Source organism: Azoarcus indigens (assembly GCF_004361735.1).
Classification (GTDB): Bacteria; Pseudomonadota; Gammaproteobacteria; order Burkholderiales; family Rhodocyclaceae; genus Azoarcus; species Azoarcus indigens.
This window is the reverse complement of sequence record NZ_SNVV01000023.1, coordinates 36,706-49,976: the sequence shown is the minus strand read 5'-3', so window position 1 is coordinate 49,976 and position 13,271 is coordinate 36,706. Positions and strand designations below refer to the sequence as shown.

13 protein-coding genes are annotated in these 13,271 nt (G+C 68.4%); 5 read left to right on the top strand and 8 right to left on the bottom strand.

What is annotated here, in order from left to right:
* Positions 1-345: 345 nt before the first annotated feature.
* The 3 genes from cysC to C7389_RS20270 form a co-directional block, all read right to left on the bottom strand.
* On the bottom strand, positions 346-948 hold the full coding sequence (cysC, locus tag C7389_RS20280; protein ID WP_246034912.1) for an adenylyl-sulfate kinase: 603 nt from the start codon (positions 946-948) through the stop codon (positions 346-348).
* A 91-nt stretch (positions 949-1,039) separates the two neighbouring features.
* Positions 1,040-1,435, bottom strand: a complete 396-nt coding sequence (locus tag C7389_RS20275) for a hypothetical protein (RefSeq protein WP_133594478.1) — start codon at positions 1,433-1,435, stop codon at positions 1,040-1,042.
* 226 nt (positions 1,436-1,661) lie between these two features.
* Positions 1,662-1,886 (bottom strand): hypothetical protein, encoded by a 225-nt coding sequence (locus tag C7389_RS20270; RefSeq protein ID WP_133594477.1) that lies wholly within the window; start codon positions 1,884-1,886, stop codon positions 1,662-1,664.
* 676 nt (positions 1,887-2,562) lie between these two features.
* Here C7389_RS20270 and C7389_RS20265 point away from each other — a divergent pair.
* From C7389_RS20265 to C7389_RS20245, 5 genes are all read left to right on the top strand, one after another.
* Positions 2,563-3,093, top strand: a complete 531-nt coding sequence (locus tag C7389_RS20265) for a hypothetical protein (RefSeq protein WP_133594476.1) — start codon at positions 2,563-2,565, stop codon at positions 3,091-3,093.
* A 218-nt stretch (positions 3,094-3,311) separates the two neighbouring features.
* Entirely contained in the window at positions 3,312-3,515 is a 204-nt protein-coding gene (locus tag C7389_RS20260) for a CsbD family protein (RefSeq protein ID WP_133594475.1), read from the top strand.
* A gap of 71 nt (positions 3,516-3,586) precedes the next feature.
* Positions 3,587-4,183: a ferritin-like domain-containing protein gene (locus tag C7389_RS20255; protein ID WP_246034911.1), complete on the top strand. Its 597-nt coding sequence runs from the start codon at positions 3,587-3,589 to the stop codon at positions 4,181-4,183.
* Between the two features lie 183 nt (positions 4,184-4,366).
* Complete coding sequence (locus C7389_RS20250; protein ID WP_133594474.1) at positions 4,367-5,539, top strand: metal-dependent hydrolase; 1,173 nt, start codon at positions 4,367-4,369, stop codon at positions 5,537-5,539.
* Positions 5,540-5,678: 139 nt separating this feature from the next.
* Entirely contained in the window at positions 5,679-6,614 is a 936-nt protein-coding gene (locus tag C7389_RS20245; RefSeq protein WP_133594473.1) for a 2-hydroxyacid dehydrogenase, read from the top strand.
* 403 nt (positions 6,615-7,017) lie between these two features.
* Here the strand turns inward: C7389_RS20245 and C7389_RS20240 are convergent, their stop codons facing one another.
* From C7389_RS20240 to C7389_RS20220, 5 genes are all read right to left on the bottom strand, one after another.
* The gene (locus C7389_RS20240) at positions 7,018-8,112 is read right to left on the bottom strand and encodes a BMP family ABC transporter substrate-binding protein (protein WP_133594472.1); all 1,095 of its coding nucleotides are present in this window, start codon (positions 8,110-8,112) and stop codon (positions 7,018-7,020) included.
* 46 nt (positions 8,113-8,158) lie between these two features.
* A complete protein-coding gene (locus tag C7389_RS20235; protein WP_133594471.1) occupies positions 8,159-9,163 on the bottom strand; it encodes an adenosine deaminase in 1,005 nt (334 codons plus the stop codon).
* Positions 9,164-9,448: 285 nt separating this feature from the next.
* Positions 9,449-11,329 carry a 3'-5' exonuclease gene (locus C7389_RS20230; protein WP_133594470.1) on the bottom strand — a complete coding sequence of 627 codons (1,881 nt, stop codon included), beginning with the start codon at positions 11,327-11,329 and terminating at the stop codon, positions 9,449-9,451.
* 164 nt (positions 11,330-11,493) lie between these two features.
* Complete coding sequence (locus tag C7389_RS20225; RefSeq protein WP_133594522.1) at positions 11,494-12,657, bottom strand: amidohydrolase; 1,164 nt, start codon at positions 12,655-12,657, stop codon at positions 11,494-11,496.
* Positions 12,658-12,677: 20 nt separating this feature from the next.
* Positions 12,678-13,118: a helix-turn-helix domain-containing protein gene (locus C7389_RS20220; protein WP_133594469.1), complete on the bottom strand. Its 441-nt coding sequence runs from the start codon at positions 13,116-13,118 to the stop codon at positions 12,678-12,680.
* Positions 13,119-13,271 lie beyond the last annotated feature (153 nt).

Genomic DNA, 13,271 nt, shown 5'->3' with positions numbered 1-13,271 from the left:
GCTGGCAGGCCGTTTGTCTTTCCTGGCGGTGAAGAAGCCGATCGCCGGCAACGGTGCGACACGCCGATCAAACTCATCTGCGCCGCCCCACCTCCGAAGGAGGCCGGCCTTGTCCTGGCCCGGCTGGCTGGTCTGCTGGTGTGCGACATACGGGCCGGGCCGTATCGAACAGGCCAAGCGCCAGACCCTCGCTGTGTCCGCTTGCCGCCGCGGCTCCCCTTCTCAGGTACGGCTGGGGCGGTGGCGGGTATCCACGCGGTCCGCAATCGCGCTTGCCTTGGTTGCCGGTGGAGAGCGTGGCTGCCCGTCCCCGCCGACGCCGCCTGATGCGGCGGGGCTCGTGGTTCAGCCCGCCGCGTCCATCGGGCGGTTCGCCAGCCAGTCCAGCACCTGCTGTGCGGCGCTGGCGGCGTTCAGCGTGGAGGTGTCCAACCGCAGTTCCGGCGCCAGAGGAGCTTCGTAGGGCGAGTCTATGCCGGTGAAGTCGTGCAGTTCGCCGCTGCGGGCGCGGCGGTACAAGCCTTTGGGGTCGCGTGCTTCGGCCACCGCCAGCGGCGCATCCACATGGATTTCCACGAATTCGCCAGCCGCGAACAGCGCGCGCACCTTGTCCCGCTCGGCGCGGAAGGGCGAGATCAGCGCCACCAGCACGATCAGGCCGGCATCCACCATCAGGCGGGCGACTTCGCCCACACGGCGGATGTTCTCGCTGCGGGCCGCGGCGCTGAAGCCCAGGTCGCGGCTGAGGCCGGCGCGCAGTTGGTCGCCATCGAGCAGATAGGTGTGCCGCCCGGCGTGGTGCAGCCCTTGTTCGACCAGATCGGCGACGGTGGATTTTCCCGCTGCTGAGAGGCCGGTGAACCACAGTACGCAGGGTTGCTGCCCCTTGGCGGCAGCGCGCTGGGCCGGTACCACGGAAGGGCGGTGGGGAAAGAGGGCCTTGTTCACGAAAAATCCCGCGGACATGCTGTGACGACCGCGGGATTCTAGTGCATAGGCCCTGCCGGCGGCGGCCAGGCTGCCGCCGGCAGGGCGTGCCTTACTGGTGGTACTTCACCTTGGCTTCAGCCACGCACTGGTCCTTGGCGCTGCCGGAAAGGGCGTCGCAGCGGGCTTTTGCGATCTTGTACTCCGCCTCGGCACGGTCCTCGACGGTTTTGGCGCGGGCCTTGTCGCCCTTGTAGGTGGCCTTGGCGTCACCCTTGGCGGTGGTGTAGTCGGCCTCCGCCTTCTTCATGCACACGTCGCGGGCGTTGCCTTCCATGCCGCGGCATTGTTCCTTGGCCATCTTGTAATCGGCCTCCGCCTTTTCCATGGCAGCGTCGTGATGGGCCTCGGCCCGCTTTTCCGCCGCGTCCTGCAGATCGGCCGCGTGGGAAACGAAGGGAAGGGCGAACAGGCTGGCGCCCAGCAGGGTGGCTTGGATGAGTTTCATCGTCTTCTCCTTCTTGATGGGGATGGCTCGTCGTCCGGCCGGCGCCTACGGGGTGGCGGGTCCGGCTGACTGCGCGTAGCCATTGTTGCCCGCGGGTCAAGGGTAGGCTGTCGGGCGTCGCCGATGCTGCTGTCGGCGGCGTCCGACATCGGTATTGCGTGGCGGTGAACGCAGAACGGCCCGGGGTGACCGGGCCGTTCTGCGTCATGACGGGTAGGACGGGTGTTCAGCCGCTGCGCGCCATCGCCGCGCCCGGCGTCATCCGGGCCATCTGGCGGCGGGCGCCGGCCACCTTGGCCAGGGCGTCACCGTAGAGGGCGATGCCCTCTCCATATACCGCCAGGATCGCCCCGCGCCGTTCCAGCGTGGCGAGGCGGGTGAGGCGTCCGAGGGTGGCGAGCAGGCGCCCGCCTACGCTGTACAGCCGGCCTGCGAACTGGGTGCGATGCATTGTTCTCTCCTTGCTGCTGGGGGGCGTTGGAAGGGGGGTGGCACCGGCGGGGTGCGTCTGCGTGCGCCGGTCCAATGCCTGATCGCAGACTACGCGCCGGGTTGCTTCAAAATTGTGACAGTCGGTGACCTTGTCCTCGCCGGCCGGCGCTTCTGCAACTCCGGCGCCAGCCAGCCGTGGCTGTCGGATGAAGGGGATGATGACGGCCGTCCTGTCCCGGCGGTTCGCTTGCATGGCGTTCTCCCTGTTACATCGTCTGTGGTCCGCATCCGTCCGCAAGGCGGTGCGCGGCCCCGGGGGCGCACGGCTGGGACGACGGGCATAAAGAGGCCGGCCATCGGTGATGGCCGGCGCTGAAACGAAGTCGGAAACTTCGCGAAGAGGAGATACGGTGCCGTCGCGCGGTCCGTAGTCGCACTCTAGCCTTTGGCCGGCGGCGCGCTCGTCGGCGGCAGGCGCGTCGCTGCGTGGGATTCGTCCGACACGGCGCGTGTACTCGCCGTGTTAGGCGAGGGCGCCTCCGAGGGCTGACAGAATCGGCTTACACGCGTTTCGGACTGGGGGAAGCAACCCTTTTCCGCCTGCCGGTTTCCAACTTGTGTCTGCCACCGATCCGGTTCATCTGCCCAGGGTCGCCGGCAGAGTCGAAACGAGTCGATACGACAAGGAGACCGACATGAGCACGATGAGCCTCTTCGGAGAGAGATCCCTGACCCTCGTTGCCGCGACCTTCCGCGACCCCGATTCCGCCAGCCGCGCAGCTTCCACCTTGCGTGATCGCCGGCCGCTGCGGCCCGCCCAGGTGCAACTGGTCAGCCCCCACGATCCCGACCTCAGCCGCAAGCTCGAGCCCGAGCAGGCCGGTATCTGGCACACCCTGCTGCGTTCCCACCTGAAGCTGGGTATTGCCGGCCTCATCGCCGGTCTGCTGGTCGGGGGCGGTCTGGCCGCCGCCGGCATGCCGGCCTTCCTCTCTTCCCCCGGCATGGCGCTGGTGGCCATAGGCATGTTCGGTATGTTCGGCGGGATGTTGATCGCCGGCTTGCTGAGCGCCCGGCCGGATCACGACCTGGTGATCAATACCGTTCGTGACAGCACCGATGTCGGCTACTGGGCAGTGGTTGCCCACCCGGCCGATTCGGCGCAGGCCAAGCTGGCCGAGGAGACGCTGGAGCGCGCCGGCGGAGAAGTGGTGCGCTCGATCTGAATACGCCGGCAGCCCTTGCCGCTGCTGTGTCGGACGATGCCGACAGCGCTTTAGGACGCGGCCGATGGGCCGGGCGAGGGTGGTTTTCTAGACTGGAATCGTGCATCGGCGGCCGCTGCTACAAGGGCGGATCCAGCGTCCGGCAGCCCCGGCCGTACGGCGTACTTCAACCAACCCCGGGATCGCGTCCCGGCAACGGAAGCAGAAGGAGACCGACCATGAACCGCGACATCATTGAAGGGAACTGGAAGCAGCTGAAGGGCAAGGTTCGCCAGCAATGGGGCAAGCTCACCGACGACGACGTCGATGTGATCGCCGGCAAGCGTACTGAGTTGGCCGGCCGTATCCAGGAACGCTACGGTGTTTCCAAGGATGAAGCGGAGCGGCGGGTGAAGGAGTGGGAAGACACCCTTCCTCACTGAACGCCGCTGAGCGACGGGCCCTGCGGGGCCCGTGCCAGTCCCTCGCTCCCCCAACCCGCAAGGAGAACCGCATGACGCCCTCTCCCAAGGCCACCGATTTCAAGGCCAACCAACAAATGCCGGCCGGCGCCGCCCAGCAGGCCGAAGAGAGCACCTTCCTGACCGATGTTGTTGCACTGCGTGATCGTGCGCGCCAGCACATCGAGGATGGAGTGCTTACCTCAGGCTACGGCCTGGACCCGGAAGTCGCGGTGAACATCCTGAATGCCGCGCTCGCAACCGAACTTGTGTGCGTGTTGCGTTACCGCCAGCATGCCTTCGTCGCCACCGGGATCAACTCCGAGCCTATTGCCGCCGAGTTCCTGGTGCACTCCAACGAGGAACTGGGCCATGCGGACCAGATCGCCAAGCGCATCGTGCAACTGGGCGGCTCGCCGGAAATGGATCCGGCGCGCCTCACCGGACGCAGCCATGCGGAGTACGTCACCTGTGACACGCTGAAGGACATGATCCGCGAGAACCTGATCGCCGAGCGTATTGCCATCGAGAGCTATCGCGAAATGATCCGCTTCTTCGGCGACCGCGACCCGACCACCCGCCACATGCTGGTTGGCATCCTCGCCACCGAGGAAGAGCATGCCGACGAGCTCGCCGACCTGCTGAGCTGACCCGTCGGCGCGCTGCCGGCCTCGGCCGCGCGGCCTTCGCCCTGCAATCCCCTCCGGCTCGCCGAGCGCGCAAGGGGCTGCAGGGCGAAGCGCTTTTCGCGCACCATTTCGTGCTCCAATCAGCAGTTCGACAGCTCAAGGCCACCCGGGAACGAAGCCCCGGGGGCCTGCCTCAAAGGCCGCGTGGATACTCTGACTCATGCCCTCTCGGGCGCCCTCGTTGGCCGCCTGCTTGCCCCCTCCGCCTCGCTCTCCGGCCTGCGTCCGCCGCGGGTGCGGACCTGGCAGATGGTCAGCGCCGGCTTTCTCGCCGCCGCCTTCCCGGACATGGATTTCGTGCTCGGCTATGTGTCCGAACTCACCTACCTGCGCGGCCACCGCGGGCTCACCCACTCCATTTTGCTGCTGCCTGTGTGGGGCTTGCTGCTGGCCTGGCTGTTTTCCCGCCTGCTACGCCCGCCGGGCCAGGTGCCCCGGCCGGACTGGAAGGCCTTCTACGCGGTGAGTTGCGCCGCGCTCGCCATCCACATCGCCGGCGACCTCATCACCCAGTTCGGCACCATGATCCTGGCGCCGCTGTCAGACCGCCGCTTCGGCATCGGTACCACCTTCATCATCGACCTGGTATTCACCGGCCTCATCATCGCCGGCCTCATCGCCAGCGCCTGCTGGCGCGGCAGCAAGCTGCCGGCGGCGCTATCGCTGGTGCTGCTCGCGGGCTGGGTGGGCATCGGCTGGATCGGTCGCGGCGAGGCGGTGGAGGCCGCCCGCGCCTATGCCGCGCGCCAGGGCATCCCGGTGGTGGCGGTGGACGCGGCGCCGCGGCCGGCCTCGCCTTTCAACTGGACCGCCATCGTCTTCGACGGCGAGCGCTACCACTACGCCCACATCAACACCCGCCGCAGCGAGCCCTTGCGGCTTACCGGCGACGACAACTTCATCCGCCGCTTTTCCGCGCCTTACCTGCCGGTGGCGATGGCGCAGTGGGAGAGCGCACCCATGTTCGGCGGCGAACCGGCCACCGCTGCGGTGGCGCGTGCGGTGTGGGAAAGCCCGCAGTTCGCCTTCTACCGCTGGTTTGCCATGTTCCCGGTGCTGGACCAGGCCAGCGCCGGCAGCCGGCCCGGCAGCGGCTGCGCTGGCTTTCGCGACCTGCGCTTCGATACCCCCGGCCGCGTCTTTTTCGGTTTCCGCTACGGCCTGTGCCGCGAAGCGGCGGACGCGCCTTGGCGCTTGTACGCCGAGGCGGAGAACGGCCGGCGCTGGGTCGAGGATGCCACCCTGGCCGCGGGCGATGGACCACCCCCGGCGCAGGCCGGCACCGCGGCTCCCTCCGCCCGCGCGGCGGCGCGCTGAGCAAGGCGCCCGTCGCGCGGCCGCAGGTGCCGCGTCGCCCGGCTGCAAGGCGTTCCGTTGAGCGGACGGGCCCCCGGCCCGGTCAGCCGCTCATCCGTTCGGCTTCCTGGCCCTTCCATAATCACAGAGAGGACAAGCGATGAAACCCCAACTGCTCCGGCTCGGCGACTTTCCCCCCAAGGTACTGGCCCGGATCGAAGCCCGCTTCAGTTGTCACGACCCGGCTGCGCTGGAGGGGAGCCCGGCGCTGCGCGAGTCCATCACCGGCATCATCACCCGCAGCGACCATGTGATCCCGCCGGAGGCGCTGGACGATCTGCCGGCGCTGCGCATCATCGCCACCACCGGCGTCGGCTACGACGGCATTCCATTGGCTGCGGCGCGCGACCGCGGCGTGGTCGTCACCAACACCCCGGGCGTGCTCAATGCTGCGGTGGCGGAATTCGCCGTCGCCATGCTGCTGGGCCTGCTGCGCAAGCTGCCGGAGTCCGACCGCTACGTACGCTCCGGCGCATGGAAGAAGGACGACTTCCCGCTTGCCATCGGCTTGTCCGGCAAGCGCGTGGGCATCGTCGGCATGGGCCGCATCGGCAAGGCCATCGCCGAACGGCTGGCGCCCTTCCAGGTGGAACTGGCCTACTACGGCCGCCACGACCAGGGCCTGGACTACCGCTACGAGGCCGACCTGATCAAGCTCGCCACCGCTTCCGACGTGCTGGTGGTGGTGGTGCCCGGCGGCGCGGCAACCGCCGGCCTGATAGACGACAGGGTGCTGGCCGCGCTCGGCGCCGACGGCTACCTGGTGAACATCGCCCGCGGCACGGTGGTGGACGAGGAGGCGCTGATCAATGCCCTGCAGAACCGCCGCATCGCGGGTGCCGCGCTGGATGTGTTCCGCAACGAGCCTGACGTCGACCCGCGCTTCTTCACTCTGGAGAACGCCCTGCTGGCGCCGCACATGGGCAGCGGCACGGTGGAAACCCGCGGTGCGATGCTGCGGCTGGCGCTGGACAACCTGGAGAGCTTCTTCAGCACCGGCACGGCGCTGACGCCGGTGCCGCTGCCTAAGGACTGAGCCGCGGAATGGCTGGAGCCGGGGGTGACTTGCGGTGCGGCGTGGCGTGAACGGCGGAGAGGGCCGGAGGGCCGGCGGTACTGGCCCAGCCCTTCGCGCCGACTCGTGAAGCAGTGGCAGAGCGGCCGGGCAGGTCAGCCCGGCGGGCGCTGCGTTTCGCATCCTCGGCTTCTCCCGAGGCTTCTCCCGAGGCCATCCACCCAGGCGCGGGTTCGCTCCCTCCCCGTCGCGGGGGAGGGCGGGGGAGAGGGGGCGCCCGCAAGGGCGCCAAGCGGTCGTTCAAGCGCCGCAGCCCCTTCTCCCCGGCCTTCTTCGCCGAGGGGCCCCTGCCTTGCATCACGCTGGACGGGTATCGGACTGCCGCCTCGCACCTCATGCAGGCGGCGCCCCCGTCCATCCAGCCTCATTTGCCGCCCGGCACCGTGCCCTGCACGCCTTCCACGTAGTAGTTCATCGCCAGCTTGTCCTTGTCGGCCAGCGCCTGGCCGGCGGCCACCACTTCCTTGCCGGCCTGGTCGCGCAGCGGGCCCTGGAATACCGGGCGGCTGCCGTCCAGCACGCCCTTGCGGCGCTCGGCCAGCAGCTTCTTCGCGTCCTCCGGCAGACTGGCGGCGAGGTGGCCGAGGTCGATGGCACCTTCCTTCAGGCCGTACCACACCTGCTGCTTGGGTTCGAACTTGCCGGCCAGCACCTCGCCCACCACCTTCTTGTACCAGACGCTCCAGTCGATCTCGCTGGCCGCCAACTGGGCCTTGGGGCCGAAGCTGGTCATGTCCGAATCCCAGCCGAAGGCGAACACGCCCTTCTCCTGCGCCGCCTGCAGCACCGCCGGCGAGTCGGTGTTCTGCATCAGCACGTCGGCGCCCTGGGCGATCAGCGTCAGCGCCGCCTGGCGTTCCTTGCCCGGGTCGAACCAGGAATTCACCCAGATCACCCGGGTGCTGGCCTTGGGATTGACGCTGCGGGCGCCGATGGTGAAAGCGTTGATGTTGCGGATCACCTCCGGGATGGGGTGGGAGCCGACCACGCCCAGGTTGCCGCTCTTGCTCGTCTTGCCCGCCAGCACGCCGGCCAGGTAGGCGCCCTCGTAGGTGCGCACGTCATAGGTGCCCATGTTGGCGGCGGTCTTGAAGCCGGTGGCGTGCTGGAACACCACCTTGGGGTATTGGCGCGCCACCTTCAACGTCGCGTCCATGTAGCCGAAGGAGGTGGTGAAGATCACCCGGTGGCCGTCCTGGGCGAGGTTGCGGATCACCCGCTCGGCGTCGGCGCCCTCGGGCACGCTCTCGATGAAAGTGGTCTTCACCTGGCCGGGGAAGGCGGCCTCCAGCGCGCGGCGGCCGAGGTCGTGGGCGAAGGTCCAGCCGGCCTCGCCCACCGGGCCGACATAGACGAAGCCGACCTTGAGCGGTTCGGCGGCGCGCAGGGCGGCGCCGGGCAGCAGCGAGGCGGCGGCGAGGCCGGCGGTCCATTTGAGGGCGGTGCGGCGAGAAGTCATGGCAAATCTCCGGTGGCAGGCGGGAAAGGGGGGAACGGGCGCGGGCTCAGTCGGGCAGTGCGTCCAGGCGGGCCAGCCAGGGGGCGCGCAGGGATTCCGGCACGAAGCTGGCTTCCAGGCTGTTGCGGGCGATGCGCTTCAGCTCGGCACGGCTCAGCTGCAGCGCCTGCGCCGTCTCCAGGTAGTTCTGGCCGATGTAGCCGCCGAAGTAGGCGGGGTCGTCGGAGTTGATGGTGATCTTCAGGCCGGCGTCCAGCAGCTGCTTGAGGTTGTGCGCCTCCAGCCTGGGGAACACGCACAGCTTGACGTTGGACAGCGGGCAGACGGTGAGCGGCACCTGCTCGCGCGCCAGACGCTCCAGCAGCGCCGCGTCCTCGGCCGCGCGCACGCCGTGGTCGATGCGCTCCACCCGTAGCAGGTCCAGGGCCTCGACGATGTAGGCCGGCGGCCCTTCTTCGCCGGCGTGGGCCACCACATGCAGGCCCAGCTCGCGGCAGCGGGCGAACAGGCGCTCGAACTTGGCCGGCGGATGGCCCTGCTCCGAGGAGTCCAGGCCGACGCCGTGGATGCGGGCGATGTGCGGCAGCGCCTGCTCCAGCGTGGCGAAGCCGTCTTCCTCGCTGAGATGGCGCAGGAAACAGAGGATGAGGCGCGAGCTGATGCCCCAGCGCTCGCGCGCCTCCTCGCAGGCGCGCTCCAGGCCGTCCAGCACGGTTTCGAAGGCGACGCCGCGCGCGGTGTGCGTCTGCGGGTCGAAGAAGAGCTCGGCATGTACCACGCCGTCGTCGTGGGCGCGGGCGAAGTAGGCCATCGCCAGCTCGTGGAAATCCCGTTCGTGGATCAGCGCTGCAGCGCCGGCGTAATACAGGTCGAGGAAGCTCTGCAGATCGCTGAAGTCGTAGGCGGCGCGGGTGGCTTCCACGCTGCCCCAGGGCAGGGCGACGCCATTGCGCTGCGCCAGCGCGAACATCATCTCCGGCTCCAGCGAACCTTCGATGTGCAGATGCAGCTCGGCCTTGGGCAGGGCGCGGACGAATTGGGCGAGATCCATGGGCGAACTCCGTTTGGCGGCGGCCGCCGCGTCAGCCACGCAACGCCGGCCATGGTAGTGGCACGGCCGCGGCCGTCGCGCCGGCGCGGTGAATAAACTTCATAAGGCGGCGAGGATAACCCTCCGGAGGACGGAGGGCATCGAGGCGTTCGACCGCGTGGGGCGCGAGGGTTCGGCGGGGCGCCTGCGTCGGGCTGTTGTGCCGGTTACGGGCTATGAATGGCGCGGGGAGGAAGTCCTTGCCCGTGATCTGGTGGTCAGTGGGGCGAGAGGTGGGCAGTTTGCTTAGGGATGCAGTACCGCATCTTCCAGCCGTGCCCGCACGCCGGCAATGGCGTCCTGCACCCGGCGGGTGAAGCTGGAGTGCTCGCGATAGGTCATCACCAGGCGTTCGGTGGCGCGGGTCATCGCCACGTAAAGCAGACGCGCTTCGTCGGCTTCGTCCTCGCCATTCTTTGGCATTTCGTCCAATTCGGGGATCAGCACTAGGCCGAACTCCAGCCCTTTGCTGGAGTGCATGCTGACGATCTTCACTGTTGCCTCCTCGCCGTAAAGGGCGCTACGGCCGCGGCCAGACGTGCCGGAGGTGTAGGCGATCCCCGCCTTGCTGAGTGCCTGCTCAATGCGCTTGCCTTGCGCGGTGCTGCGATAGATGACGGCGATGTCGTCCAATGTCCGCCCCTCCGCTTGTTCCTCGTGGATGCGCGCGGCGAGGCACTCCCACTGCTGCCACTCGGATTCGCAGCGCAGAAGTTCGGGATAGGGGCCGCGCCGACCCGCGCTCTCCGGTACCACCATCGGCACTCCATCCTCGGCGGCCTCGCGAGCGGTCAACAGTTCGATGGCGAAGGCACGGGCAACCGACAGCACTTCGACGGTGTTGCGGTAGTTGAGCCGCAAGATGGTGGTGCGGCCCTTGGCCTGGATGCCGACACTGGAGAAGCTGAAATCCAGCCCATGCTTGCGGCCCTTGCTGCGGTAGATGGACTGGGCGTCGTCGTAGAGCACCAGCAGCGCATTGGTGTCGGGATCCACCATTTGCACCACCAGCTTGAACCAGTCGGGTTCGAAGTCGTGGCCCTCGTCGATTAGTACCGCGGCGTACTGGGCGCGTGGGATCTGCTTGCGGTCCACCGCTGCGATGGTGTTCTCCACCATCTGCTTCATCTTCTCGTTTACCGACAGGGCGTTATCGGGTAGCGGAGCTTGGTAGCTCACCAGCATGTCGCGGCACCAGGCGTGGAAGTTGCGCACGGTGACCTTGTCTTCCAGGCCGCGCTCGCCCATGAGTTGTTCCAGCCGCCCGGCCAGGGACTTGTTGTAGCACAGCACCAGGATGGGCTTGTTTGCCTGCTGGGCGAGCTGGATGCAGCGGTAGCCCAGGATCATGGTCTTGCCGCTGCCGGCAACGCCGTGGATCACCCGGTGGCCGTCGCCCAGGGAGCGCGCGAGCTGTTCCTGCTGCAGGTCCATCACCTTGATCAGCGAGGGCAGCGCGGCTTCGGCTTCGGCGAACAGCCCGAACTGGCCGGGTTGTGCGGCAACCCGTACTTCGGGGTAAAGGTGATACCGCACCCGGTCCAGTTGCGGCAGCGTCAGGTGGCAGGGGAAGACATGGTGGAACATGTCCCACAGCCGCTGCTGGAAATCGGCCTCATCCACCGTTTCGGTCATCTCGTCCTGGCAGATCACACGCTGGGGATCCAGCACCTCGGAGAGGTCGACGCTGTTGAACTGCTGGCGGGTGATGCGGGTGAGCACCACGCCCGAGCCGTAGGGCATGATGAACTTGCCGGCGTAGCGGCTGCCTTCGGGCTGACGCAGCGCCGGATCACGTTCCAGTGTCACCGCGACTTCCAGCGCGTAAAGCCGGGCTTGTGCGAGTGGGTTGGCGACTTTCTTGAGCTTGCCGCCGTCGTTGATCTGCGCTTGGTTCTTGTCCATGGCCAGGATGGTTTCAAGCTTCCAGTCCTTGACCTCCAGTACCAGCACGCCACGGCGCGGGTGAAGAACTACAAAGTCAGGCTGCAACCCTTTGGTGCCGACCGGGACATTGGCCCAGCACAGGTAATCATCCTCGAGTTTCTTCTCCAACCGTTCCGCCAGGCGACGCTCGCCAGAGGTATCGAAACGGCATGCGCTACGGGAAGGAAAGAAACGGGCCATGGGAAGTCTGCCGGAGACATTGGGAGCTACCGGCGCTTGCGATGGCGTTCATGCGTAAAGGCCGGGGTGGGCCGATTCTACGCAAACGGGCTATGTGATGCGGATGAATGCGTCACGCCGGCGGAGCCGGCGTTGCAGTGAGATACCGATATAGAGAGCGCTGTTCAGCTTCCCAGCTGCCGTTCCGCCACCGCCACCAGCCAGCGCACGCCCAGCGGCAGGGCGTCGTCGTTGAAGTCGTAGGCGGGGTGGTGCAGCGGGCGTTCGTCGGCGCCGCGGCCCTGGCCCAGCCACAGGTAGGCGCCGGGGCGCGCCTGCAGCATGAAGGCGAAGTCTTCGGAGGTGAAGGCGGGTGCGGGGGCGAGGGCGGCGTCCAGGCCGGCGTCGCGGGCGGCGGCGAGCGCGGTTCCGGCTTCGGCGGCGTGGTTGATCGTGGCGGGATAGTAGCGGTCGTAGCGCACTTCGATGTCGGTGCCGCTGCCCAGGGCGATGCCGGCGGCGGTCTGGCGCAGGGCGGCTTCGAGGATGTCCTGCGCGGCGGGGTCGAAGCTGCGCACGGTGCCGGTGAGCCGGACTTCCGCCGGCAGCACGTTGTGCGACTGGCCGCCTTCGATGCGGGTGATGGACAGCACCGCCGATTCCGCCGGGTCGATGCGGCGCGACACCAGGGTGTGCAGCTGGCTCACCAGCTGGCCGGCGGCGAGGATGGCATCCGGCGTGGTGTGCGGTTGGGCGGCGTGGCCGCCGCGGCCGCGGATGGCGATGTCGAAGCGGTCGGCGGCGGCCATGATGGCGCCGGGGCGGGTGCGGGCCTGGCCCAGCGGCAGCGTCGGCCAGTTGTGCAGGGCGTACACCGCGTCGCAGGGGAAGCGCTCGAACAGGCCGTCCTGCACCATGGCGCGGGCGCCGCCCAGGCCTTCCTCGGCGGGCTGGAAGATGAAGTTCACCGTGCCGTCGAAGTCCTGGCCGGCCAGTAGCCGCGCCGCGCCCAGCAGCATCGCGGTGTGGCCGTCGTGGCCGCAGCCGTGGTGGGCGCCGGCATGGGTGCTGGCATGGGGCAGGCCGCTGCAGTCGTCCATCGGCAGCGCGTCCATGTCGGCACGCAGGCCGACGCTGCGCTTGCCCTCGCCCTTGCGCAGCACGCCGACCACGCCGGTGCCGCCCACGCCGGTGTGCACCTCCAGGTCGAGGTCGCGTAGTGCCTGGGCGACGATGCCGGCGGTGCGGTGTTCGGCGAAGCCGAGTTCCGGATGGGAGTGGAGGTCGCGGCGCAGTTGCACCAGCGCCGGCAGGGCCTCGGCCAGGGTGGCGTTCGATTCAGTCGCCATGGTGTCGTCCCCGTCCGGCTTCATTGCCCGGCCAGCGCCTGCGGAACGGAGTAGCGGCCGGCGGCGGCGCGGGCGGCGTACAGCACATGGCCTTCCGGCAGCGGTCCCGCTTCCTGCAGGTACTGCCGCGGCGTCATGCCGCAGACGTTCTTGAAATGGCGCGACAGGTGACTCTGGTCGTAGAAGCCGGCTTCGCTGGCGACGTTGGCCGCCGGCATGCCGCTGCGCAGCAGGGCCTGGGCGTGGCGCACGCGCAGGATGCAGATGTAGCGGTGCGGCGGTATGCCCATGCGCTGGCGGAACACGGTGGCGAAGCGGCAGACGCTGAGGCCGGCGATCTGCGCCAGCGCTTCCAGCGACAGCTGCTCGCCGAAGTGGCGATGGATGTAGGCGAGCGCGTTGTCGATGCCGCGAGCGGGGCGGCGGGCGCCGGGGCAGGGGGGCGGGGGCTTGATTTCCATGGGAAAAAGCTTAGGAGCCTTCCTGCGCACGATGGCGCCGCAATCCCGCCGCGCGGCGACGGAAAATTGCGTATTACGCGGTGGCGCAGCATCTCGTTTCGCCGCGCCGGCCATGCAACATAAACGTGCAAGCCTGCGCCCGGATGCACTGTT